General features: G+C 36.0%; 20 protein-coding genes. 9 read left to right on the top strand and 11 right to left on the bottom strand.

The genetic code is table 11. The features are described from left to right. Positions 1-108: 108 nt before the first annotated feature. Both lysS and ACODSI_RS04490 read left to right on the top strand, forming a co-directional pair. Entirely contained in the window at positions 109-1,803 is a 1,695-nt protein-coding gene (lysS, locus tag ACODSI_RS04485) for a lysine--tRNA ligase (protein ID WP_488915649.1), read from the top strand. Between the two features lie 74 nt (positions 1,804-1,877). Beyond that, positions 1,878-2,258, top strand: coding sequence for a hypothetical protein (locus ACODSI_RS04490; RefSeq protein WP_488915650.1), 381 nt, complete (start codon positions 1,878-1,880; stop codon positions 2,256-2,258). Positions 2,259-2,315: 57 nt separating this feature from the next. Here ACODSI_RS04490 and ACODSI_RS04495 read toward each other — a convergent pair whose 3' ends face one another. The 5 genes from ACODSI_RS04495 to ACODSI_RS04515 form a co-directional block, all read right to left on the bottom strand. Further along, positions 2,316-3,278, bottom strand: a complete 963-nt coding sequence (locus tag ACODSI_RS04495) for a transporter family protein (protein WP_488915651.1) — start codon at positions 3,276-3,278, stop codon at positions 2,316-2,318. Positions 3,279-3,303: 25 nt separating this feature from the next. Then, on the bottom strand, positions 3,304-3,582 hold the full coding sequence (locus tag ACODSI_RS04500; protein WP_488915652.1) for a YHS domain-containing protein: 279 nt from the start codon (positions 3,580-3,582) through the stop codon (positions 3,304-3,306). A 15-nt stretch (positions 3,583-3,597) separates the two neighbouring features. Beyond that, a complete protein-coding gene (locus tag ACODSI_RS04505) occupies positions 3,598-4,629 on the bottom strand; it encodes a cytochrome-c peroxidase (RefSeq protein WP_488915653.1) in 1,032 nt (343 codons plus the stop codon). Between the two features lie 59 nt (positions 4,630-4,688). Next, a complete protein-coding gene (locus ACODSI_RS04510) occupies positions 4,689-5,492 on the bottom strand; it encodes an MbnP family protein (protein WP_488915654.1) in 804 nt (267 codons plus the stop codon). A 94-nt stretch (positions 5,493-5,586) separates the two neighbouring features. Beyond that, positions 5,587-5,961 carry a hypothetical protein gene (locus tag ACODSI_RS04515; RefSeq protein WP_488915655.1) on the bottom strand — a complete coding sequence of 125 codons (375 nt, stop codon included), beginning with the start codon at positions 5,959-5,961 and terminating at the stop codon, positions 5,587-5,589. 157 nt (positions 5,962-6,118) lie between these two features. Here ACODSI_RS04515 and ACODSI_RS04520 point away from each other — a divergent pair, with 157 nt between their 5' ends. Beyond that, the gene (locus ACODSI_RS04520) at positions 6,119-6,568 is read left to right on the top strand and encodes a DUF4890 domain-containing protein (protein ID WP_488915656.1); all 450 of its coding nucleotides are present in this window, start codon (positions 6,119-6,121) and stop codon (positions 6,566-6,568) included. A gap of 64 nt (positions 6,569-6,632) precedes the next feature. Further along, the gene (locus ACODSI_RS04525; protein ID WP_488915657.1) at positions 6,633-6,962 is read left to right on the top strand and encodes a hypothetical protein; all 330 of its coding nucleotides are present in this window, start codon (positions 6,633-6,635) and stop codon (positions 6,960-6,962) included. A 51-nt stretch (positions 6,963-7,013) separates the two neighbouring features. Here ACODSI_RS04525 and hemL read toward each other — a convergent pair whose 3' ends face one another. From hemL to ACODSI_RS04545, 4 genes are all read right to left on the bottom strand, one after another. After that, on the bottom strand, positions 7,014-8,297 hold the full coding sequence (hemL, locus tag ACODSI_RS04530; RefSeq protein WP_488915658.1) for a glutamate-1-semialdehyde 2,1-aminomutase: 1,284 nt from the start codon (positions 8,295-8,297) through the stop codon (positions 7,014-7,016). A gap of 16 nt (positions 8,298-8,313) precedes the next feature. After that, positions 8,314-9,306: a glucosaminidase domain-containing protein gene (locus ACODSI_RS04535; RefSeq protein WP_488915659.1), complete on the bottom strand. Its 993-nt coding sequence runs from the start codon at positions 9,304-9,306 to the stop codon at positions 8,314-8,316. Further along, on the bottom strand, positions 9,299-10,204 hold the full coding sequence (locus tag ACODSI_RS04540; RefSeq protein ID WP_488915660.1) for a 1-aminocyclopropane-1-carboxylate deaminase/D-cysteine desulfhydrase: 906 nt from the start codon (positions 10,202-10,204) through the stop codon (positions 9,299-9,301). Before ACODSI_RS04540 ends, ACODSI_RS04535 begins: the two co-directional genes overlap by 8 nt. Positions 10,205-10,303: 99 nt before the next feature. Continuing rightward, positions 10,304-12,145: a DUF8693 domain-containing protein gene (locus ACODSI_RS04545; RefSeq protein ID WP_488915661.1), complete on the bottom strand. Its 1,842-nt coding sequence runs from the start codon at positions 12,143-12,145 to the stop codon at positions 10,304-10,306. Positions 12,146-12,332: 187 nt separating this feature from the next. Between ACODSI_RS04545 and ACODSI_RS04550 the strand changes: the two genes are divergently transcribed. Further along, a complete protein-coding gene (locus ACODSI_RS04550; RefSeq protein WP_488915662.1) occupies positions 12,333-13,994 on the top strand; it encodes a hypothetical protein in 1,662 nt (553 codons plus the stop codon). A gap of 210 nt (positions 13,995-14,204) precedes the next feature. After that, positions 14,205-19,667 carry a DUF8693 domain-containing protein gene (locus ACODSI_RS04555; RefSeq protein ID WP_488915663.1) on the top strand — a complete coding sequence of 1,821 codons (5,463 nt, stop codon included), beginning with the start codon at positions 14,205-14,207 and terminating at the stop codon, positions 19,665-19,667. A 2-nt stretch (positions 19,668-19,669) separates the two neighbouring features. Here ACODSI_RS04555 and ACODSI_RS04560 read toward each other — a convergent pair whose 3' ends face one another. Further along, complete coding sequence (locus tag ACODSI_RS04560; RefSeq protein WP_488915664.1) at positions 19,670-19,996, bottom strand: hypothetical protein; 327 nt, start codon at positions 19,994-19,996, stop codon at positions 19,670-19,672. Between the two features lie 28 nt (positions 19,997-20,024). Between ACODSI_RS04560 and ACODSI_RS04565 the strand changes: the two genes are divergently transcribed. The 3 genes from ACODSI_RS04565 to ACODSI_RS04575 all read left to right on the top strand — a co-directional run bounded on the left by ACODSI_RS04565 (position 20,025) and on the right by ACODSI_RS04575 (position 22,830). Next, on the top strand, positions 20,025-20,210 hold the full coding sequence (locus ACODSI_RS04565) for a C1orf53 family protein (protein WP_488915665.1): 186 nt from the start codon (positions 20,025-20,027) through the stop codon (positions 20,208-20,210). A gap of 22 nt (positions 20,211-20,232) precedes the next feature. Then, positions 20,233-22,209, top strand: coding sequence for a urocanate hydratase (hutU, locus tag ACODSI_RS04570; RefSeq protein WP_488915666.1), 1,977 nt, complete (start codon positions 20,233-20,235; stop codon positions 22,207-22,209). Between the two features lie 93 nt (positions 22,210-22,302). Next, positions 22,303-22,830, top strand: coding sequence for a DUF4136 domain-containing protein (locus ACODSI_RS04575; RefSeq protein WP_488915667.1), 528 nt, complete (start codon positions 22,303-22,305; stop codon positions 22,828-22,830). Positions 22,831-23,248: 418 nt separating this feature from the next. Here ACODSI_RS04575 and ACODSI_RS04580 read toward each other — a convergent pair whose 3' ends face one another. Continuing rightward, entirely contained in the window at positions 23,249-25,294 is a 2,046-nt protein-coding gene (locus tag ACODSI_RS04580; protein ID WP_488915668.1) for an alpha-ketoacid dehydrogenase subunit alpha/beta, read from the bottom strand. Positions 25,295-25,306: the final 12 nt, after the last annotated feature.

Here is a 25,306-nt window from a genome sequence, read left to right on the forward strand (position 1 = left end):
CATGCCATTTATTCACGCTCAACACTTTTAAACCAAAAAACTTTAAACGGTAAACTTTTTATACTTTTAAACAAATAACTATCTTTGCACGCTTAAAATACACTACATATGCAACTTTCGGAACAAGAAATCATTAGAAGAGAGAAATTGGACGCTTTGCGTGCACTTGGTATCAACCCTTATCCTGCAGATTTATTTCCTGTAAATCACACCTCAAAGCAAGTTAAGGAACACTTTGAAGAAGGTAAGAAAGTGATTTTGGCTGGTCGTATCATGAGTGATCGTGATATGGGAAAAGCTTCCTTTGTGGAATTGCAAGACAGTGAAGGCAGAATTCAGTTGTATTTTAATCGTGATGTACTTTGCCCTGGTGAAGACAAAACATTATATACTCAAGTTTTTAGAAAACTAACCGACTTAGGAGATTTCATTGGTATTGAAGGCGAATTGTTTTTAACTAAAGTAGGCGAAAAATCGGTACGTGTGGATCAATTTACTTTTTTAAGCAAAACGCTACGCCCATTACCACTTCCCAAAAAAGACGAAGAAGGCAATGTACATGATGCCTTTAATGATGCTGAACTGCGTTACCGCATGCGATATGTGGATTTAGTAGTAAATCCGCAAGTGAAAGAAGTTTTCATCAAAAGAACAAAATTGTTCACGGCAATGCGAAACTTTTTCAACACCGCTGGATATATGGAAGTAGAAACACCCGTATTACAATCGATTGCTGGTGGAGCGGCGGCGCGACCATTTATAACGCACCACAACAGTTTAGACATTCCATTGTATATGAGAATTGCCAACGAATTGTATTTAAAACGATTGATTGTGGGTGGATTTGACGGCGTATATGAGTTTTCCAAAAACTTCAGAAACGAAGGAATGGACAGAACGCATAATCCTGAATTTACAGCAATGGAAATTTATGTAGCCTACAAAGACTACAACTGGATGATGGAATTTACCGAAAATTTATTGGAATATTGTGCTAAAGAAGTTAATGGCACTACTGAAACTACTTTTGGCGAACATAAAGTTAATTTTAAAGCGCCTTATGCACGCGTTACCATGACCGATGCCATTAAACAATTTACTGGTTTTGATATTTCAGGGAAAAGCGAAACTGAATTGTTCGATGCCGCTAAATCTATGGGAATTGAAGTTGATGCAACCATGGGTAAAGGAAAATTAATTGACGAAATCTTTGGCGCTAAATGCGAAGGGAATTTTATCCAACCAACGTTCATCACCGACTATCCTAAGGAAATGTCACCATTGTGTAAAGAACACCGAGACAATCCCGAATTGACCGAGCGTTTTGAATTGATGGTATGCGGAAAAGAAATTGCAAATGCTTATTCTGAGTTGAATGACCCAATTGATCAAAGAGAGCGTTTTGAAGCCCAATTAAAATTGGCTGAACGTGGTGACGATGAAGCGACTCAATTTATTGACAACGACTTTTTAAGAGCACTAGAATATGGTATGCCACCAACTTCCGGATTAGGAATTGGGATGGATAGATTGATTATGTTTTTGACCAACAATCAATCCATTCAAGAAGTGTTGTTTTTCCCACAAATGCGTCCAGAGAAAAAACAATTAGAATTAACTGAAGACGAAAAATTTATCCTAGCGCTTTTAAAAGCAGAAAACAATCAACCTTTAGCACAACTTAAAGACAAATCGGCTTTAAGCGGCAAAAAATGGGATGCTGCTATGAAAGGTTTATCAAAACATGGATTAACCAAAGTTGTTGTTGATGGTGATTCTAAAACGGTTGAATTGAAATCATAATTTTTACCGAATTTGTTTCATTTATTAAAAATTTTACTAAATTCGCCTTTCAACAATTTAATTTAAAGAAGATTATGAAAAAAATAATGGCAATAATGGCTTTATCATTGGCTTTTGGCTTTAATGTTAAAGCACAAGAAGCTTCTAAAGCAACTCCAGTACAAAATATAAATGTTGAATCTCCTAAAGATAAAAACCTCAAAGAAGCTTTTTACAAAGACATTGAAGAGTTGGATACTCAAATAAAATTAAACGAAGGTCTTAAGAAAGATTTGACTACTATTTTATTCATGAGACAAGAAGCAATCAGTAATGCAAAAAGTGACGAAGAAAAAAAATCGCTTTTCGAAAGATATACTACTAAATTTTTAGGTGGTTTAACTCCAGAACAACAAGAAATTTTAAAAAGAAACAAAGAACTTTATGTTAAATTAACAGTTTACACAAAAGAGTAATCTTTTCATTAAGAAAATACAAAGAGGTTGTTAGTTAATTCTAACAACCTCTTTTTTTTATAAACTATAATTTAAATTAAGACTCAAACGGTAATTTGATTTCACATTACCACCCGTTAAGTTTTGCTGTAATGGGAGCATCGTATTAACCCCAAAGGACCATTTATCTTTTCCTAATTCTAGACCAAATTTACTAAACAAAATAGCTCCTTTAGTACCAATCACTTCTTGTTTGACTTGTTTGTTAGAAGCATATACCTCGCCTGCAACTCCTAATTGCGGGACAACTTTTACCTTATTAAAATCCAACAAATAAAATAAGGTACCTCCGTAATTGAATTGATTTCCAAATTGATATTGCTTTTGATTTTCAGTTTTAATGGTATAACTCATGGCCGTATTCAAACCCAATTGCTTTCTTTTTACCACATACTCAGAAACCAACAAATAATCCCAACTCCCAGTTCCTAACTGAAAACTCGGATTTAATGTCCCATTATTGGCTACATTGTATTTTCCAGTAGGTGCTTTTATGCCACCACCAAATTGTAATTTGTGAGAATAATAAGAAGTGCTATCTATTTTGGGTTGAATCAAATTATACATGCCCATCACTGTAAAATCTCCTAGTCCGGAAATGCTTTCTTTACCCGAAACCAGTGCTCTACTATTGTTATGATAAGGTAACAAAGCCGTCAATTGAATTCGTTTTGTAATCGGAATTCTAGACCATATTTGAATAGTATTAAACTGTTCATCAATCCAAGGTGAATTGTTAAAAACTCCTTCTTTAGTGGTATAACTTTGATACATATACCGTATTCCGATAAAATTATTATTCAACATCGAACTGAATCCCATGCTACCGCCATTGGCAGAACATCCACACGCATCGCAATCTTCTTCTTCCATCAACAAATAATATTTTTGAAATGGATTTGGATATTGCAACGTATCTTTAATTGAGGCGTTAGTATATTGAATGAGAAAAATTGCTATTACTATTATTATTTTTTTCATCTATTATTATTTTTTTCATCTACTATTATTTTTTTGCTAAATATTTTTCTGGTGTTTTTAAAAACTCGTCCTTGCACATTTTAGAACAAAATCCATACAATTTTCCTTTGTAAGTAACCGTATCACTAACACCATATTTAACAATATCCATTTGACAATAAAAATCAATTTTATTATCATATTTCAGGGTATTTAGAGGATTTGATGGCTTAATAAAACTCGCCTTTTTTTCATTTTTGATTGTTTCTTTTTTACAACTTGACAACACAAAAAGCGCTATCATTAAACAAACTATTTTTTTCATATTTATATAATGTATTTATTCCGAAAATCTGGAATCGGAGATGTATTGATAATCCGTTAAGGTTTTTAAAAAAGCAATTATTTGTATTTTTTCCGTTGTTGACAAAGCAATTCCTAACGTTCCATTTTGATTTAAAATTGGATCTAAAGTGGCCGAATTGACAACTGCATTTGAATAATGATTGAGCACTGCGTCTAAAGTTCCAAATCGCCCATCGTGCATGTAGGGTGCTGTGAGTTCAACATTCCTCAAACTCGGCACTTTAAATTTGTAGTAATCCTGAGCCAATTGAGTCAATCGATACCTACCAACATCGTTAACCGATGGATTTATAGCCAATCCATTATTTCTAAAGGAATTATCGGTAAACAAATCGGTGGCATGACAAGTGGCGCATTTTGCTTGAAAAAGAGTATAACCCTCCAATTCCTCTGATGTTAATATTCCACCTGGTTCATTTCTTCTGTATTTATCAAATCTTGAATTCGATGAAATATTCATTATCATGAACTGCGACAAGGCCTTAAACATGTTTTCAGTATTAATTTCTTTGTTTGGAAATGCTTGTCCGAATAATTTCACATACTTCGGATCGGTCTTCATCATAGCAATAATAGTTCCGAAATTACCATTCATTTCAATGGAACTAAGCAAAGGAATAACCGGTTGAAAATCTAAATTATCTGCTGCGCCATCCCACATAAACTGAGATTGAAATGCCATGTTTTGAATGGAAGGTGAATTACGAGTTCCCGAAGCATTATTTACTCCATGACTAACAGTATGTCCGTGATGGGTAAAAGCATTTTGCTGTATGTGACAAAAACCGCAAGAAATCGTTCCATCAGAGGATAACCTGCCGTCATAAAAAATTTTCTTACCCAATTCAAACCCTTTTTCAGTTGGAGGATTTTGAGCTAAATTATACACCAATGGCGGAAAATTAGAGGGAACATTTAATGACAAAGGCACGTCAACATAGACTTCATCTTTAGAACAGCTCCATAACAAAGGCAAAATGAACAAAATCAAATATTTAATTTTCATCTTGAATAAATTTAAAAGTAGCAGATTCGATAAAACATACCCAATCTGCTTTCTTTCTGTTAATTTGGATCGTTGTGAACATGTTCAACCGAAAACATATTCGACAAATTAGCTGTAATTAGTGGCAACTCTGCTCCACCCATAATCATAGCTCCCATTCCCATTCCATTATGTGATGTAAGATTAATTTTATTGGTTCCATCAATAATTTGCGACAAGTCAGTACTCAAGTGAATTTGAGGTGTAATGTTTGTGCGAACCAAAGCATTGGTAGGCAAGTTTAGAGAAACTTCAGTATAATTATAATCTGTACCTGTTTTACCCGTATGAATCATAAAAGAGGTATCAGAAGTTACTGTTGGTGATGTAAACGTACCTTCAAAAGCTAAAAACTTAAATCCAGACGCCCAACTCCAGGTCATCCCAGCATTTTGAGCAGTAGTCCAAAAATTTGCAATACCTGTTTGTCCTAAATCATATTGGGCTTGGTCCACTCCGATTCCAAATTTAATCGACTTATAATTTGCCGCAGGAACGTTGCTCAAATTTAACAGCAAACTTGATGGGGTAGCTTCGTCAACAATAAAATAGCTTTCCGATTTTGGATAGGTAAAAGTACTTCCATCTTCTTTTGTTAAAACAATATTACTCACAATGTATTTAACACTGCTTATTTTTAAAACTTCATTTTGAGAAGTTGGAACCGTGGCACTGCCTATAACTAATGCGTTATCAGCAAAACCATTTTCAAATTCGATTTTTAAATTTCCTGTTCCAGAAATAGCATCGTCGTTCTTACTACAGGAAGCAAGAGATATTGCAACTGCTAGTATAGCAATTGACTTTTTTAAAATATGTATCATTTGTAATTTCTTAAATTTTGTTGAACTATAGGCACAAAATAAAACCTTCACCAGTTTATAAACTGATGAAATTGCGCATTTTTTTCGATAAAATCTAAGCTATGGTTGGTGGATGAAAGACCGATCGGTCATTCAAATATCCGTATAAATTAGAATAATTGTCACCAATTATACTAGGATTGGTATCATTAAATGAAGCAGTGACAAATGACTCAATCTTTTGAAAAAATAAGACTTCAACTTCTTGCTTAGCGGTATCTTTTTTATCTGAAGAATTGGGTTTTTCGCCTTCAGATGCTTTGGCTAATTCTTTTTTCAAATGACATTTCCCACAACATTTAAGTTCGGGTTTACTTTTATTTTCACAAAGAACGGTTGCAATGTAATGATAGTTAACTACATAGTCTATTACCGGAAATATCGGCTTTAACATCAGTGCAAGTACAACTATAATTACTATTTTTTTCACCTTGCAAAATTAGAAATTAATCCCCATTTAGGTGTCAAAAAAATCAAATTCTTGTTCTTTTTTACAATCTTCAAAATTTTTAATAAACTTTTGTTAATGATTAAACCTTATTGCAAGATAAAAGTCAAATTAGCATAACAATAATAAATTTAAGTATATGAAAAAATTATTTTTTGTAGCATTGATGTTCGTTGGGATGACGACTTTTGCTCAAAGACCTAGAGGAGAAAGAAAAGAAAAACTTACGCCAGAACAACGTGTTGATTTTCAAGTAAAAAAAATGACCAAAGATTTAAATTTGAACGATAAACAAGCCGAACAAGTAAAAGCTTTAGTCTCTAAAGAAGTTGAAAAAAGAGAAGCCAAAAGAGCTGAAATGGAAGCTAAAAGAGCCGAACAAGCTAAACCAACTAAAGAAGAAATGGAAGCCAAAATGAGTGAAATGAAAGCAAATCAAGAGGCTATGAAAGCTGAAATGAAAAAAATCCTAACCGAGGAACAGTACACCAAATGGGAACAAAACAGAGCCGAAAAAAAGGAAAAATTAGTGGATCGAATGAAAGATAAAAAGAAAAAAAGATTGGAAACTGAAGATAATGATAAATAAATTTTGCTTTTTCATATAAATACTATATTTTTGAATACTATTTAAGTACCTAAATTATAACATTATGAAAAAAATATTTTTTGTTTTTGCTTTATTTTTAGCTTTCAGTGCATCTATGAATGCTCAAGATAAGAAACCAGCGACCGTTCAAGAATCGGCAAAAAAAGATGCTGTTGAATTGGCAAATCTTGTTCATTTAGACAATGATATGACTGAAAATTTCTTCAGATTATTTGAAACTAAATATCAAATTCTTGAGGATAAAAACCTATCTGCAGAAAGAAAAGCTGAACTTGAAAGAGTTATTGAAGCTAAAATAAGAGCTACATTAACTGAAAAACAAATGTCTATTTTAGAAGCAAATAGTGAATTATTTTCTAGATTGAAAAAATAATTTTCACTCATCAATATAAAAAAAGCTCCGATTTCTCGGAGCTTTTTTTGTTTATCTTTTAGTAACTCTATTAATAGCTTCTATGGTAAAATCTAAATCTTTATAGGTTAAAGCATCAGTAATAAACCAAGTTTCATAAGCTGATGGTGCAATATAAACTCCTTCGTTTAGTAATCCGTGAAAGAATTTTTTAAACATCTCATTATCTCCTTTTTTAGCGGTTTCAAAATCAATTACAGGATTGGCATCAAAATGCACAGAGATCATTGATCCAACCCTATTGATTGTGAATTCAACTTCATTATCGGTCAGAACTTTTCGAATGCCTTGCTCCAAATAAGCTGTTTTTTCCTCTAATCTTTGAAAAATCTGATCATCATTATTCAACGATTCCAACATAGCCAATCCAGCCGCCATAGCCAAGGGATTACCCGACAAAGTACCTGCTTGATAAACCGGCCCCAAAGGCGCTAAATAATTCATAATCTCACTACGTGCTGCAAATGCTCCAACGGGTAATCCGCCACCAATAACTTTTCCGAAGCAAACGATATCTGCTTTAATATTGTATAATTCTTGCACACCACCTTTTGCCAAACGAAATCCCGTCATTACTTCATCAAATATCAACAAGGTTCCATTTGCAGAGCAAACCTCTCTTAATCCCTCTAAAAAACCTTTGATTGGTGGCACACAACCCATATTTCCTGCTACAGGCTCTACAATTATGGCAGCAATTTCGTTCTTATTAGCCTCAAATAATGCTTTAACATTTTCAATATCATTATAACTTGCCAACAAAGTATCTTTTGCAGTTCCTTGAGTAACTCCCGGACTGTTGGGTGTTCCAAAAGTACTAGCACCACTTCCAGCCTGAATTAAAAAAGAATCAGAATGACCATGGTAACATCCTGCAAATTTTATAATTTTATCTCTTTTAGTATACCCTCTAGCCAAACGAATCGCACTCATACACGCTTCAGTACCTGAATTTACAAATCTAATCTTATCAATATTAGGAACCATTGAAACCGCTAACTCCGCAATTTTAGTTTCTAATTCTGTCGGCATCCCAAATGAAGTTCCGAGTTTAGCTCTTTCAGTAATAGCCTCAATAACTGTCGGATACGCATGACCTAATATCATTGGACCCCAAGAATTGATGTAATCAATTAACGTATTACCCTCTTCATCATACAAATAAGCACCTTTAGCGCTTTTTACAAAAATTGGTGTTCCTCCTACGCCTTTAAAGGCTCTCACTGGTGAATTCACGCCACCAGGTATTACTTTTTCTGCATCTGCAAAAAGCTGACTGCTTCTTTTATATAACATTATATTTATTTAGTAATTATCGAATTATTAATTGTTGTCCTACCGAAATTCCTGAATCGGAAATATTGTTTTTCTTTTTCAAATCATCAATTGAGATGTTATATTTTTTTGAAATTGAATATAAGGTATCGCCTTTCATGACTTGATGTGATGCTACATTAGAAACTATAACTTCTTTAGTTTGCTGTGACTGAATTGGCTTTGTCGGTACATAATCAACACCAAGAACTTCAGCATCAAATTGTTGTAATTGGTAGCGTTCAATTAGTGCTATCAGTTTTGTTGGATAGGTAGGGTCTGTAGCGTAACCTGCATCTTTCAATCCTTTAGCCCACGACTTATAATCTTTTTTATCTAAAGTAAACAAACTAGAATAGCGTTCTCTGGTGATTAAAAACAAGGAATGATCACGATACGATTCATTAGGCTCACTGTATTTTCTGAAGCACTCTTGCTCTGAATCATCATCATATTTCACACTTGGACCCGTCCATTCTTTGTGGCATTTGATTCCGAAGTGATTATTGGCTTGGACACTCAAAGGACCTGTTCCTGCACCCGATTCTAAAATGCCTTGACCCAGTGTAATACTCGCTGGAATTCCGTATTCAACCATATCTTTTTTGGCGATTTCTTTATACTTATCAATGTAAACCAAAACCATTGCTGTGGTTACTTTAACTCGTGTAGTGGCTTCCAAAATTTCTGTAGCATTATCTTGATTTTGAGCAACTACTATGGGTTTGGTTTCTGTTGAAGTCACTACTTGTGGTTCTTTTTGTTCAACAGGCTTTACCTCTTGATTTTTGGTAGTCGGCTTTGTTTCTTGAGTTTTAGCTGCAGCCTTAGTCACTGGCTTTGCTACTGGTTTTGCTACTGACTTTCTAACTGTTCTAACTACAGTTTTGGTTGGTGCATTAGGACTTTTAGAGGTGCGAACTACAGGTTTGCTAGAGCCACAAGCAATAAAAAAACTAATGCATAAATAAAGGATTATCTTCTTAATCATCAAAATGTATCGTTTGTAAGTTTTTGTTTTTTAATTTGAGATTCATTCCTTCAACCCCTTGAATACCGCCAGTATGAATCATTACTATTTTTGAATGTTCAGGAAAATAGTTTTTTTCGATTAAATCCATAACGCCAAAAACCATCTTTCCAGTATAAATTGGATCCAACGGAATTGCATTTTCTTTATAAAATGTATTAATAAAGGCAATCAACTTGTTGGACACTTTTGCATAACCTCCAAAATGGTAATCGGAAATTAATTCCCAATTGGTAGCAACTGGTGCAAATTTACGAATATCTTTTTGTAAAAAATCACCTTTTAAAGCCGGAAATCCCAAAACTTTTTGATGGGATTTAGCCGCGTTTATCAATCCCGATAGAGTTCCACCAGTACCAACAGCACAGCAGATATAATTGTAATCGATATCCACTTCTGCTAAAATTTCAGCACATCCTTTTACTGCAAAATCATTAGTTCCGCCCTCTGGAATTAAATAAAAAGCGTCGTATTTCTGTTGTAACAAATTGATGAATTGATCAGAATCTTTCCATCGGTATTGTTCTCTTGTCACGAAGTCAAATTTCATACCACATTCTTGCGCAAATTTCAAGGTTGGATTTTCATCAATCTTAGACTCTAGTTCTTCTCCACGAATTATACCAATAGTTTGAAATCCATTTTCTCTTCCTGCATAAGCTGTAGCGGCAATGTGGTTTGAAAAAGCACCTCCAAAAGTGACTATTTGAGTATGCTTTTCTGCTTTGGCTTCCAATAAATTATATTTAAGTTTTCGATATTTATTTCCAGACACAAAAGGATGAATTAAATCTTCACGCCTAATGAACAACCTAACAGAGGAGTTTTTTAATAGTATTTCTTGAGTTAAAACTTTCAAGTTATCTCTTTTTTACAAAGGTACGAATCTTAGGTAGATGATGTAAAAAAGGCGCTTACAATTATTGCAAACGCCTTTTCTAAATTAGTTGTATTCAAATTATTTTACTCGTTCAACAACTATTTTCTGAGCTATACTCTGACCATCATTCGTTTTTAACTTAACAATGTAAATTCCCTCACTTAACGAAGCGGTTGAAAATTCATACATTGATTTTGTTCCTAAATCAGCTTTATCAAAAATCAGTTTTCCTAAAACGTCATACAACGTTACTGTTTTTACTTCTAATAAATTTGGATTCGCCACAGATAACAATTGATTTTCATTATTTTGAACTATGGCAAAACTCTCTTTAATATTGGAGCTCACGCCTAAAGCATCATTTCTAAAAGTTATAGCATATCGATCATTAGTAACACCTGCAGCAATTGGAAACGCATATTCTGCATTTTTGATATCATGATAAATTTGAGTTTGTTTATCATATAAATACACATTATTTGCTTGATTAAAATTAAGCATGTCGGCTACGGTAATTTTTACACTGGCGGCAGCATTAGATCTAAATCCAACATCAAGTCTTTTATATTCATCGTAATCAATTACAGAAATAATATACTCATTATTATCCAAAACAAAATACATGTCCATTGGAGCACTATCACTAGGGTTTTTAGCGTCTTTTGCATGATCAACACCATCTGTTGCAGTTGGATCAAAAGCTAAAACCACTTGTTTAATTGCATCATTATTCAGTAAGGTATTGAATCGAATTTGAGGCACATCATTAGTGCTTACGGTTGTGTAATCAAATCCAGAAACCGATTGAATCTCGGATAGGTACCCAGGATTTCCAATAGTAGCGTGTGGGGTATTTTTTTCAAAAACTGAAGTGGCAACATTCTCCTTTTGATATACTCTATACGAATTTTTCATGGTAACTGTTGCTCCAAGTCCGTTTCCTTCAATCATAAACCCCTGACCTATAGGCGCAAAATAGCGTGCATAACTGTTGTTTGGTGTACTAGTTAATCCTAATTGATTCCCATTAATATCATAAGCATAAAATTTAGCTGGAACATAAATTCCAGTACCACCTCTTGAAACTGGGGAATACGTTCCATAACCACCTCTATAATTCACTAAAAGATGTGAGTTCACCGACTTATCATGTTCCCAAAAATAAGCAACACCAGTACAATTAGTAGCATTAGTCAGAAAGGCAGACAAATCTATGGCCGAAGGATAAGGATTGCCTGTTAATGTAAGCTTGGTATTGGCCACATTTATAGTGATATCGCCATCATTAGGTTTTCCTCTAAAATCGTAACGCTGTTTACTTCCTGGGTTGTTGGCTACAGCTTCACCCGGATTAGTGGCATCAGAACCGCTTGTCCCTTTCATGGTAAACCCTTGTCCAGCTGAAATATTGGTTGTTGATCCCGATTGAAACCATTGTGAATACGTTGAAGAAGAAAGAAACTTCCAAATCCAATAAGGAGCAATAGATAAAGTTCCAGCGCCCGAAACACCGTCATAATTATTCATTGGAAGCATTGTTGCCGCAGTACTAGCAGTATTTGTTGTTGGCACATTTAGCATAGTTATACCAAAATCTTCGTTTCCAACTGTTGCTGAAGCGTTACCAACTGGTGAACACCAATAGTTATAAGCATAATTATTTACGGTTCCTTCTTGAAAAACAGATAATTTACCAATGCCTTTGTTAGCAGAACCAACGGTAGTTCCTTGCAACAATTGCCCTTCATTTCTCAAATAAAAATTACTAGTTGCTGTGTTAAGTTCTATATTTCCCTTAACATAAACCAATGCTCCTTTATTAAAAACATAACTGTTATTACCAACATACAACTGGGCAAGTAAATTGCTTGTTGTGAATACAATTAATAATATGGCGATAATTACTTCAATCTTCTTCATAATCATATTTTTATGACATAAAAGTAAAAAAAATAAAGTAACAAACATTAGAAAAATTTAAAAAAAACAATCCCACACCCTTTTATCGAGTAATTAAGTTTTTAATCGATTAAAAAAACCTAAATGAATAAAATTCTATAAATTCATATTTTAATTAACTGATTAGTAACCAGATAAACTTAATGCTATGAAAAAAAAATACCTCTTTCGTTTTTTTATTTTATCCTTAATAGGATTAGGTACTAGTTATGCACAAGTAGGAATTGGAACAACAACACCAAATGGTGCTCTTGATGTAAGTTCTTCTACTAATGGAGTTTTAATCTCAAATGTATCTCTAACTTCCAGAAACACAGCTGCTCCAGTAGTTAATCCTAATGGTGGTGCTTTATTAGCAGGTACTTTAGTTTGGAATACTGCAACAGCTGGATCTTCGCCCAACAATGTATCTCCCGGATATTATTATTGGGATGGAAGCATGTGGATTGCTATAGCAGGAACGGGCGGTAAAGATTGGTCTCTAGTTGGAAATTCAGGAACTACAGCGGGAACAAATTATGTTGGTACCAATGACACACAAAACTTACAATTTAGAACTGGAGCAACCGAACGACTAACAATTGATGGAACTAATGGCAATGTTGTAATAGGAACACCAACAATTTCTGCTACCACAAAATTTGAAGTTAGTAGTGGCGCTACAAGCGATGCTATTTTTGGACATTCCAATAATGTTGGAGGTACTTTAGGAAAAGAAGTAAATTTTTCATTTGGAACTCCGACACAAACATTATTAGGTGCTGGCGTATATGCAAACAATCCTTCGGCAGGATATACGAGTATATTTTCTCAATCCACTGGGGCTGCAACAGTTGCTGCAAGTATAAGCTATTCAAACGTTTGGATTGGTAGTTATAATTATGTAGACAATGCCTCCGCTACATACAATCCATCTGCAAATTACAATCAATTGAATGTAACCAATGCTAGTTTGGGCGGAACTCAAATTGCACTAAGAGGTTGGAACGAAAGAAGCACAACATCAGGAAATCCAGGCTATACAGTTGGATTACAAGGAATAGCTGACGCACAAAATCAAGATTCTATGGGAGCTCAAGGAATTTCATATTCGAATGGAAATGTGCGAATCGGTGGATATTTTGAAGGCTTGAGTTATACTGGAGTAAGCCAAGCCTACGCTTATGTTGGTGGCTCCACAAATGCAGGGGCTACACTAAGAAAAATCATAGGAACAGGATCCGTTTCTGAAATTATTCCAACAGAACACCATGGTCGTGTTACCTTAACATGCCCTGAATCACCAGAATATTGGTATCAAGATTATGGTACTGTTCAAATGACCAATGGCAAGGCAACAATAGTTCTAGATGCAATTTTAGCGGATGTAATTGTTGTAGATGAAGACAATCCCATTCGGGTAATTTGCACACCTGTTGGCATGCCTTACTTTAATGGTATAACCATCATGAGTCAAACTAAAAATTCTGTTGAAATTTTGGAACTTAATGGAGGTAATCATACAGGCAAACTACAATACCAACTCGTACTAAAACCAAAAACAAATTATGGTGAAGGTCGTTTTCCTCAAGCACCTGGTCCTGCCTTTTTAAAAGCTGAAAAAGAACCTTTGGCAGCTAAAGCAACAAACCAACCTAATGATGGCCGAAAAATTTTCCAGTGGCCTTCCGATTCAGAAGTGTACAAATACAATCCAGAAGACTTTGTAGCCATTGGGGATGTTATTCCTGTAGGACCAAATAAAGGAAAAATAAAATTAGGAAATGGGAAATATACCTTGGGAATAACTGCAGAAAAACCTCAACGATAATGTGTTATCAACTATAAATTTATTTATTTTTAATATTTTTTTAATTTTAACTTATTCTGTTTAACTTAATTTTTTATATTTATAAAAAATTATCAAAAAAAACAGCATAACTTGTTGAGTAAGTCAAATTATCACTACATTTTAATTAAAAATTAAATAATAGTTTGATTTATTCGCAAAACACGTTTTTATGTTAAAATTATTAAAAATATGGATTTTTTTTTAAAATTTTTAATTCTAGCATTCAAAGCAAAAACACAATTAAAGAAAAGTAGTTTTACTGTTTTTTCTTTATTGAGTGTATTTCTTTTAACCTCCAACTATTCTAATGCTCAAGGAACAAGCTGTTTAACTGCCACTCCTATTACTGTTAATGGTGCTTGCGCTTCAGGAACAATTACCGACACTACTCAAGATCTACCAAATATTGGAGGTTCATGTGCCGCTACATTTAACCGTGAAGGCTGGTACACTTTTAATGTAGCAGGTGGTCCGCTTAACATAACAATAACTGGTATTGGTAATAACCGAAACATATACCTACAGTTAATTTCTACCACTGGAAGTTGTGCGGGTTTAACCCAAATAAATTGTGCTAATACTACCACTACAAATGGCACACAAACCGAAACGATTAGCACTTCATTAGCAACAGGTACTTACTACATCAAGGTTGCAAATGTGGGAAGTAATGGAAATTTAACACTTACAAGTCTTTGTGTAACCTCATCTGTTCCGTGTACAACTCCTGCTTCTCAAGCTTCTTCATTCTCTTTAGGAACAATAACTTCAACAGCAATTCCAGCATCATTTTCTGGTACTGCAGATGGCTATTTAGTAATCCGTTCTTTAACCAACACGCCACCTAGCCAACCCGTAAATGGCACGACCTATTCGGCAGCTAATATAGCTACACTTGGAGCGGGTTTAACTTTTGTACAATCTTCCTCATCAACAAGTATTGCTGGAACAGGTTTAGCAGGTAACACCCAATATTACTACTTTATTTATGCTTATAACAATACCAGTTGCTCTGGAGGACCACTTTACAATGCACTGGGCCCTTTAACTGGAAACGGAATCACCTGTCCAGCAGTTCCAAACGCTGTAACTACATCTGGCATTACCATAAATGGTGCTAATTTGAATTGGACAGCTCCAACTGGAGGTTCAGCTTCGGCAATAACATATACCGTTCAAGTTACAACCGATGCTGGTTACACTACAAACATTTCAGGATCTCCATTTACGATAGTAGCACCAACTACAACATTAAATCTAACTGGATTAAACTCTTCAACCACATATTACTATAGAATTCTTGCTAAAAATAGTTGTAGCAGCGCTTATGTGACTGGAAGTTTTACCACTCTTACTGTGGCTCCAGCAAATAACCTGTGTAGTAATGCAACCTCATTACCTTGTACCACTTCTAATTTAGCGGGAACCACAGTAGGAACATCAAGTATTGTAAATAATTCTGGATGCAGCCTTGCAGATTACGGTGTTTGGTACACATTTACCGGAGATGGTAATCAAACAACTATATCAGTGACCACTACTAGTTTTGATATTGAAATGGCCATATCAAGCGGATCATGTGCCTCGCAAACAAATATTTCATGTCAAGATTCAGCACTATCAAGCGGGACAGAAACCTATACATTCACTACAACAGTTGGTGTAAATTATTATGTTTACGTCGCTTATTGGCTCACGGGCGGAACAAGCACTGGAACTTTTACAATATCAAGAACATGTACAACTCCATTTAATCCTTGCGCCTCGATTCCTACCATCACCAGTTGCGGAACGGCTACCAGCGCAACAATAACTTCAGGAATAGGAGCTTATAATACTTCTTCTTGTGGATTTTCCACTCCTGGAAATGAACAGCTGTATACCTTTACCCCTACTATCACTGGCAATTATGCTATTCAACAAACCAGCTCATTTTCTAGTATTGATTATCAGTTCAAACCTGTGTCCTCTGGATGTAATGCAACAGGTTGGACTTGTATTAGCGCATTAACTGGCTCTTCATTGAGTACTTTTTTTACGCTTACTGCAGGAACTCCCTATTACTTACTTTTAGATCCAGAAAGTTCGTCCGGAGGTAGCGTTAATTTTACACTAAATTGCCCTATAGTAGCTCCAACTAATGATGACTGTTCTGGAGCAATAACCTTAACCGCAAATTCTACTTGCTCCTATTCAACTTATACAAACTCTGGAGCCACAGCATCTTCTGGGGTACCTGCACCAGGGTGTGCTAATTATGCTGGAGGTGATGTTTGGTTTTCAGTTGTAGTGCCTTCCAATGGAACAATAAATGTAGATACACAAACTGGAATAATGACAGACGGCGGTATGGCACTATATTCAGGAACTTGTGGTAGCTTAACCTTATTAGCTTGTGACGACGATTCAAGTGCCAACGGACTTATGCCTTATCTTACCCAAACAGGATTAACTCCTGGACAAACCGTTTATATTAGAATGTGGGAATATGGGAACGATAACAATGGAACTTTCGGAATATGTGTTACTAGTCCTATTCCTCCTTCAAACGATAATTGCATAGGTGCAACAACATTAACAGTTAACCCAACAATCACGTGTACTATAAACACCAATGGAACAACTTTAGGCAGTACTCAATCGCAAGTGGGATGTACAGGAACTGCAGATGACGATGTTTGGTTCCAATTTACTGCAACCGATGCCAGTCATACAATAACAGTAACTCCTACCACATTAAGTAATGCTGTTTTTCAAGTTTTTAGTGGCACATGTTCCGGATTAACAAGCATGACCTGCATAAACAATACAACAGGTACCGCTGTAGAGACAACAACATTAACTGGACTTACAATTGGAACAACATACACTATTCGTGTATATAGCAATGCAAATGGTAGTGGACAAGGAACATTTTCTATATGCATTACAACTCCGTGTACACCAGGAAACGGCAACGGATTATCTAGTATGGCCTGTCCTACTAACGTAGCTGGTGGATTAGGTTTAAGTGGTGCAGATCCAAATCCGATATTAAATTGTAATGCTTCAACGTGTACAACGCTAGAAGCAAACTATATTCAGCTTGGACAAACCACCACATATACAGCACAATCAATTCCGTATAACCCACCTTATCAATATGGTTGTTTGCAAAATTCTGTAAGTATAAATATTGATGATGTATGGTCATCTTCTATAGCTTTACCTTTCAATTTCTGCTATTATGGAAATACATACAGCAGTTGTTTAATTGGTTCAAACGGAACAATCACTTTTGATCAAACTTCTAATACTCCAGGAGGATATTCTACATGGTCTTTTTCTAACAATTTACCTAGCACTTCACTATTCTTAAATACTATTTTTGGTGCTTATCATGATATTGATCCGAGCGTTGGTGGTGAAGTAGGTTACGAATTGGTTACCATGCCTTCGGGTTGTAGAGCATTAGTTGCCTCATGGAGTGATATTCCAATGTTCTCATCCACTTGTAATTCACTCTTGTACACTGGTATGATTGTATTATATGAAAACACTAACATTATTGAAGTATACATGAAAGAAAAGAGGGTTTGTGCTTCCTGGAATTCAGGAAATGCTGTTGTTGGACTACAAAATGCAAACGGAACTCAAGCAGTAGTAGCACCAAACCGAAATTCTTTGGATCCAGACTGGACTACTTTCAATGAAGCATGGAGATTTGTACCATCAGGAACATCAATTACTTCCATAACTTGGTATCAAGGAGCAGGAACCACTGGCCCTGTAGTTGGGAATACCAGTACCATAACAGTATGTCCTTCGGCAACAACAACGTATACTGCAAAAGTGACGTATACCTTTTGCAACGGAACCACTTTAGACATAACCGACCCAACAACTATCACTATTAGTAATAGAAAAACATGGAATGGTACTGTAGATACCGATTGGAATAAAGCGAATAACTGGACACCTGTTGGAATTCCTAATGGTAGTGATTGTGTAATAATTCCAATAACAGCAAACAACCCTATCATTTCGGGAAGTGGATACAACGGATTAGCGGGAACACTTTCCGTTTTAAACGGCGCTACTTTAACGGTTAATTCTAACAACAATATTACGGTGACTGATTGGGTAACAGTTGAACCTACGGGAACCTTTTTAATCAACAATACGGCAAGTTTAATTCAAATTAACAACACCACAAATACAGGAAACATAACTTATAAACGTAACGCATCCATTAGAAATTTAGATTATGTGTATTGGTCATCACCAGTAGCAAATTTTAATGTGAGTAATATTGCCGCTCCATTAGTATTGGGCCCAATCTACAGATGGAATACTACCGTAGCTAATCCAAACGGCGGTCAAGGAAACTGGGAAAGTGCAACAGGAAATACAATGACTGCCGGTAAGGGATATATTGCTAGAGGCCCTAGTAGTTTCAGTGCAACCGTTCCATCAACGCTTAACGGAATTTTTACTGGAGTTCCTAATAACGGAATAATAACATTTCCTATTTCCCGAGGTACAGACACTAATACAGCTTACCATACAGGAACCAACGGAACTGAAATCAATAACTACAGCGATAATTGGAACTTAGTAGGAAATCCATATCCTTCGGCAATTAGAGGAAGTCAATTTTTGTTTGACAACAACACTAAAATTGAAGGAAATATTAAACTTTGGACACACGGAACCTTACCTTCTCAAATTGCGAGTCCGTTCTACAATACCTTTACTTACAACTACAGCCCAGGCGATTATTTAACCTATAATTTCACTGGTACCAGCTGCTGTCCTGCTGCTAATGCCGATCTTTTTATTGGTGCGGCACAAGGTTTCTTTGTTCAAATGAAAGATGGTCCTGCGGCTTCTGATGTAGTAACATTCAATAACAATTTAAGAAGCTACACATATGACAACAGCTCTTTTTATCGTTTTTCAAATTTGAATGCTACCAATACAACCTTTAATGTTAACACCATTGAAAGAAATAGAATTTGGCTGGATTTAATCAATACAAACAATCAATCCGACAGAACGTTATTTGGATATATTGAAGGGGCTACTATGGGAAGAGATAGCTTTTTTGATAGTAATACATTAAACACAGGCTCAATGTCCATTTACTCGTTAACGAGTAACACCGACAAATATCTAATTCAAGGAAGAGAATTACCATTTGATGTAAACGATGAAGTTCCAATTGGAATACACATACAAACTGCTGGCTCATACTCTATAGCTATAGCTGGAGTGGATGGCTTATTTAATTCACAAAATATTTATCTTAGAGATAAACTATTGGATATTACCTATGACATCAAAGCAGCACCATATCGCTTTTACACTTCAGCAGGCACCATTAATGAGCGCTTTAAAATTGTGTATTTGAACAATGTACTAGCCGCTTCAAACCATTCATTTGATACTTCTGTTAGAGTTTACGCTAAAGAATTTATTACCATCAACTCAACATTAGAACCCATTGATTCGGTAACTGTATTTGATATACTAGGAAGAAAATTAGGTCATTATACCAATGTTGAATCCAATGAATTTACAATAACCAATTTAGAAAAAAATAACACAGCACTTCTCATTCAAGTGAAATTAAAAAACGGAATTACAATCACCCAAAAAGTAATTTTTTAAATTTACAGATATTTTAAAAAACTCCAAAAAGACCTTGTTTTACAATACGCAAGGTCTTTTTCATTGGCATACGCTTCTCGCTCAAATGAGATACTATAATACGCTTTCTTTCTATCTTTATATTGAATTAGTCGGAAACCATATTCTACAAAATACCAAACAAAAAAAGGCACCACCAACAACTCCATTTGCTGTCTAATATGAATCTTCTCGTGATTAATAAAAATAGGATTTGATTTATCTTTAGCATCAACCATAAAAACAAATGGAAAAAAAGTAATTCCTCTAAAACCTTTAGGCGTTAAATATTTAAAAACAATCAATATCATATGCTACAAAGTTGCTAAATTTGTAGCTATGAATGACGATTTAAATCCGAAAAATTTAAAAGAAGGTGAAGATTATTATCTCACTCCAGAAGGCTATAGATGCTTTACTGAAAAATACCACCTAAAAAGAGGCTATTGTTGCAAAAGTGGTTGCCGGCATTGTCCTTATGGATTTGACAAAAAAACTGGAACAATTAAAACACCAACAAAATAACAAACCAACGAACTAACAAAATATGACTTTTCAAGAACAAATACTTCAAGGGATTCCATCGGTATTACCCAATCCGAAACCTTATGAAACTGAAATAAATCACGCACCAAAACGCAAAGAAATACTTTCTAACGACGAAAAAAAATTAGCATTAAAAAATGCCTTACGCTATTTCGAACCAAAGCATCACGCCGAATTAATTCCTGAATTCAAAGCTGAGTTAGAAACGTACGGCAGAATTTACATGTACCGCTTGCGTCCTGACTACAGAATGTATGCAAGACCAATTTCAGAATATCCCGGAAAATGCGAACAAGCCAAAGCCATCATGCTCATGATTCAAAATAATTTGGATTATGCCGTGGCTCAACATCCACATGAGTTGATTACTTATGGTGGAAATGGTGCTGTTTTTTCCAATTGGGCACAATATCTTCTGACCATGAAATACTTGGCAGAAATGACCGACGAACAAACCTTAGCCATGTACTCGGGTCATCCCATGGGATTATTCCCATCGCACAAAGAAGCTCCAAGAGTAGTCGTTACCAATGGAATGGTAATTCCTAATTACTCCAAACCAGACGATTGGGAAAAAATGAATGCTTTAGGGGTTTCGCAATACGGACAAATGACCGCTGGAAGTTATATGTATATCGGTCCGCAAGGTATTGTTCACGGCACTACCATCACAGTTTTAAACGGATTTAGAAAAATAAAAAAAGCTCCAAAAGGCGGATTATTCGTAACTTCTGGATTAGGCGGAATGTCGGGTGCTCAACCAAAAGCAGGAAATATTGCAGGTTGTGTTACTGTTTGTGCCGAAGTAAATCCGAAAATCACACACATTCGTCATTCGCAAGGTTGGATTAATGAAGTGATTGACAACATCGACCAATTAGTACCAAGAGTTAAAAGCGCTTTAGAAAATAACGAAGTAGTTTCTATTGCCTATCTCGGAAATGTAGTAGATGTTTGGGAACGCTTCGACCAAGAAGATTTACGTATCGATTTAGGTTCCGATCAAACTTCACTCCACAATCCATGGGCTGGTGGATACTATCCTATTGGATATACTTTTGAGGAATCCAACGATTTGATGGCAAACAATCCAACCAAATTCAAAGAAGAAGTTCAAAAAACATTGCGCCGTCATGCCGATGCAATTAACAAACATACGGCAAAAGGAACCTATTTCTTCGACTATGGAAATGCCTTTTTATTAGAAGCATCTCGTGCTGGAGCCGACGTTTTTGCTGAAAACCACATTGATTTTAAATACAACAGCTACGTTCAAGATATTATGGGACCGATGTGTTTCGATTACGGATTTGGTCCTTTCCGTTGGGTTTGTGCCTCTGGAAACCCTGAAGATTTAGCCAAAACTGACAAAATTGCTTGCGATGTTTTGGAAGAAATGATGAAAAATTCTCCTTCCGAAATCCAACAACAAATGGCCGATAACATCCAATGGATTAAAGGCGCACAAGAAAATAAATTAGTCGTTGGTTCTCAAGCAAGAATACTTTACGCCGATGCCGAAGGCCGCATCAAAATAGCAGAAGCGTTCAATCAAGCTATTGCTCGTGGCGAAATTGGCTACGTGATTTTAGGTCGTGATCACCACGATGTTTCAGGAACCGATTCACCTTATCGTGAAACTTCTAACATCTACGACGGTTCGCGTTTTACTGCCGATATGGCAATCCAAAATGTGATTGGAGACAGTTTCCGAGGTGCTACTTGGGTATCCATTCACAACGGTGGTGGCGTGGGCTGGGGCGAGGTAATTAACGGCGGTTTTGGTATGGTTCTTGATGGAACAAAAGAAGCATCAAAACGCTTAGAATCAATGCTTTTCTGGGATGTCAACAATGGAATATCCAGAAGAAGTTGGGCCCGAAACGAAGGTGCTATTTTTGCTATAAAAAGAGCTATGGAGACGCAACCTTTGTTGAAAGTTACCATCCCTAATATAGTGGACGAAGGTTTATTTTAGTTTAAAATTGTTTAAGGGTTTAATTTAAAAAAAACATTCCAACATATTTAAACTATTTAAACAATATTAAACTTATTAAACAAAAAAATAGATATGAAAACAACAAAATTTTTACCATTACTCCTACTCTTCGTGCTTGCCTCTTGCAGTTCGGTTAGAGTAAATTCCGATTACGACAAAAAAGCCAATTTTGCTGGGTATAAAACCTATGCCTACTTAAAAAGTGCCGTCGATAAAGTAGAGATCTCCGATTTAGATAAAAAGAGAATTCTCTATTCTATAGACGATGCCATGACAGCCAAAGGGCTTACCAAAAGTGAATCACCCGATTTATTAGTGAGCATTTTTACTAAAGAAAGCCAACGCGTTGACGTATACAACAACAGCGGTTTTGGCTGGGGTTGGGGTTGGGGACCTCATTGGGGTATGGGCTATAGCAATGTCTACACTACTCCTGAAGGTACTTTGTACATCGATTTAATTGACGCTAAAACCAAAGAATTGGTTTGGCAAGGTGAAGGAAGCGGCTACTTAACCAAAAATGCCGAAGAAAAAGACGCCCGAATCAAAGAATTTGTAGATAAAATATTGGCGCAATATCCTCCAGGTGTAAAAAAATAATTTAAAACTTCATTATTCGTTATTCCAAATTGAATATTCAACATTCAATACCGAATTTTGAATATTGAGAAACTAAAAACCACAGTGTAGTATTTTACTAACTGTGGTTTTTTATTATTAGAAGCGAATGGCTTGGTTCCTTTTGGTTTCCCTATTCCTGCTGTTCACGCTACACGGTAGCTTGTTCCCATCAGGGCTAATGGGTAAGGGTATGGAATAGAGTTAGCATTTCTAAGAAAGTTCCTTGTTCAATATTCAACAACGGATACTGAATTTTGAAAACTTACCTAATTTCTTTCCAACCCAACTGCCCTAGCCCAGATTGAAGAGAAAATCCTTTTTATACCTGTCAGGTATAAAAAGATTGCAACGGAAAGCTGGAAATAGCTCCAGATTGCTTTGCGCCTCGTAATGACAATTAATACCTCAAAAGTTCCTCTATTTTCAATCGCACTTTATCCACATTTGGAATCATGGTAAACTCCAAAGTACTGTTCAGCGGAATAGCCGGCATATTTTCCGAACCGATTACCATTACTGGCGCATCCAAATATTTGAAACATTTTTCTTGAATCAATCCAGCCAAACTTCTTGCAAACGAATTGTTGGTTGGTTCTTCGGTCACTACCAAACATTTTTTAGCCTTTTTAACCGATTTAAAGATGGTTTCTTCATCAAGTGGATATAGCGTTCGTAAATCGATAATTTCCACTTGCTTTTTCATCGTTGCCGAAGCATTCAACGCCCAATGAACGCCCATTCCGTAGGTAATCACCGTGATGGTTTCATCGGTTTCTTGTTCCCAAATTTCTTGAACGATATTGGCTTTTCCGAAAGGTAAGATATAGTCTTCGCTCGGTTCGTTGACTCTTGCAGCATCGGTACCTTTTACTTTACTCCAATACAACCCTTTATGTTCCAAAATCACTACCGGATTGGGGTCGTAATAAGCCGCTTTCAACAATCCTTTTAAGTCGGCACCATTACTTGGATACGCAATTTTGATACCACGAATATTAGTCAAAGCACTTTCTACAGACGACGAATGATAAGGTCCACCACTTCCATAAGCACCAATCGGCACACGAAGAATCATACTTACAGGCCATTTTCCATTGGATAAATAACACGAACGACTGACTTCGGTAAACAATTGGTTCAAGCCTGGCCAAATGTAATCAGCAAACTGCACCTCAACAATGGGTTTTAAACCCACTGCGCTCATCCCAACAGTAGAACCCACAATAAAAGCTTCTTGAATGGGTGTATTAAAAACGCGTTCGTCTCCAAATTTCTGTGCTAAAGTCGCTGCTTCCCTAAAAACACCTCCCAATCTTCCACCAACGTCTTGTCCATACAACAAACATTCTTGGTGTTTTTTCATTAATTCTTCTACAGCAAATAAGGCACAATCGACCATTACTACTTTATCTTCACGCTCCGGATTTCGTTCACCTACTTCTTCTGTAATTGGCGTTGGAGCAAAATCGTGTGTAAATAAATCTTCTGGAGTTGGATCTGCTGCTAATTGCGCTTTATCAAAATCCGCTTGCACTTTGGCAACAGCGGTATTTTCTATTGCTTGAATTTCTTCTTTGGTAAATCCGGCTTCCAATAATTGTTGTATCAAAACTGGAAATGGATCTCGCGATTGTGCTTCTTCCAAATCGTCACGGTACCATTCCATTCGAACACCAGAAGTATGGTGATTCAACAACGGCACTTTGGCATGAACCAAAAACGGACGGCGTTCTTCACGAATGGTTCGTACTACTTTTTGAACCGCTAAATAACTTTCTGTAAAATTGGCTCCGTCAATCGAAATGGCTTCAATTCCGTGGAAACCTTTGGCATATTCAAAAGCATTTTGAGCACGAGTTTCCGCCGCATTGGCCGAAATATCCCAACCGTTATCTTGCACTAAATACAAAATTGGTAGTTGTTTCAAGGCTGCCATTTGTAGTGCTTCTGCGATTTCACCTTCAGTTACGGATGCATCTCCAAGCGAACAAACTACAATTGGTTTTTCTAAATTAGCATCTTGAATTCCGGTATTTTCTTTATACCAAAACCCCATTGCTGCACCAGTTGCTGGAATGGCTTGCATACCGGTTGCTGATGATTGATGTGGGATTTTAGGTTTATCAGCATCTTTCAAACTCGGATGACAATAATACGTTCGCCCGCCCGAAAACGGGTCGGCTGCCTTTGCCATCAATTGCAACATCAAATCATAAGGTTGCATTCCGATTCCCAACATCATAGCATCATCACGGTAATAAGGAAACGCATAATCTTGTGGCAACAATTGCATTGCCATAGCAATTTGAATCGCTTCGTGACCACGCGAAGTAGCGTGTACGTATTTAGAAACTATTTTGAAATTATCTTCATACAAAGTCGCCATGGCTTTGGCAGTGGCCATTGTTGAAAACGCTTTTTCTAGTATTTTTTTATCTAACATATTTAGTATAGT

It is taken from the genome of Flavobacterium sp. FG139, from assembly GCF_057809695.1.

What these genes read in the sequence shown, in the direction of transcription:
- lysS (WP_488915649.1), top strand. Translation starts at nt 109, where the DNA reads ATGCAACTTTCGGAACAAGAAATCATTAGAAGAGAGAAATTGGACGCT.
- ACODSI_RS04490 (WP_488915650.1), top strand. Translation starts at nt 1,878, where the DNA reads ATGAAAAAAATAATGGCAATAATGGCTTTATCATTGGCTTTTGGCTTT.
- ACODSI_RS04495 (WP_488915651.1), bottom strand. Translation starts at nt 3,278, where the DNA reads ATGAAAAAAATAATAATAGTAATAGCAATTTTTCTCATTCAATATACT.
- ACODSI_RS04500 (WP_488915652.1), bottom strand. Translation starts at nt 3,582, where the DNA reads ATGAAAAAAATAGTTTGTTTAATGATAGCGCTTTTTGTGTTGTCAAGT.
- ACODSI_RS04505 (WP_488915653.1), bottom strand. Translation starts at nt 4,629, where the DNA reads ATGAAAATTAAATATTTGATTTTGTTCATTTTGCCTTTGTTATGGAGC.
- ACODSI_RS04510 (WP_488915654.1), bottom strand. Translation starts at nt 5,492, where the DNA reads ATGATACATATTTTAAAAAAGTCAATTGCTATACTAGCAGTTGCAATA.
- ACODSI_RS04520 (WP_488915656.1), top strand. Translation starts at nt 6,119, where the DNA reads ATGAAAAAATTATTTTTTGTAGCATTGATGTTCGTTGGGATGACGACT.
- ACODSI_RS04525 (WP_488915657.1), top strand. Translation starts at nt 6,633, where the DNA reads ATGAAAAAAATATTTTTTGTTTTTGCTTTATTTTTAGCTTTCAGTGCA.
- hemL (WP_488915658.1), bottom strand. Translation starts at nt 8,297, where the DNA reads ATGTTATATAAAAGAAGCAGTCAGCTTTTTGCAGATGCAGAAAAAGTA.
- ACODSI_RS04535 (WP_488915659.1), bottom strand. Translation starts at nt 9,306, where the DNA reads ATGATTAAGAAGATAATCCTTTATTTATGCATTAGTTTTTTTATTGCT.
- ACODSI_RS04545 (WP_488915661.1), bottom strand. Translation starts at nt 12,145, where the DNA reads ATGAAGAAGATTGAAGTAATTATCGCCATATTATTAATTGTATTCACA.
- ACODSI_RS04550 (WP_488915662.1), top strand. Translation starts at nt 12,333, where the DNA reads ATGAAAAAAAAATACCTCTTTCGTTTTTTTATTTTATCCTTAATAGGA.
- ACODSI_RS04555 (WP_488915663.1), top strand. Translation starts at nt 14,205, where the DNA reads ATGGATTTTTTTTTAAAATTTTTAATTCTAGCATTCAAAGCAAAAACA.
- ACODSI_RS04560 (WP_488915664.1), bottom strand. Translation starts at nt 19,996, where the DNA reads ATGATATTGATTGTTTTTAAATATTTAACGCCTAAAGGTTTTAGAGGA.
- ACODSI_RS04565 (WP_488915665.1), top strand. Translation starts at nt 20,025, where the DNA reads ATGAATGACGATTTAAATCCGAAAAATTTAAAAGAAGGTGAAGATTAT.
- hutU (WP_488915666.1), top strand. Translation starts at nt 20,233, where the DNA reads ATGACTTTTCAAGAACAAATACTTCAAGGGATTCCATCGGTATTACCC.
- ACODSI_RS04575 (WP_488915667.1), top strand. Translation starts at nt 22,303, where the DNA reads ATGAAAACAACAAAATTTTTACCATTACTCCTACTCTTCGTGCTTGCC.
- ACODSI_RS04580 (WP_488915668.1), bottom strand. Translation starts at nt 25,294, where the DNA reads ATGTTAGATAAAAAAATACTAGAAAAAGCGTTTTCAACAATGGCCACT.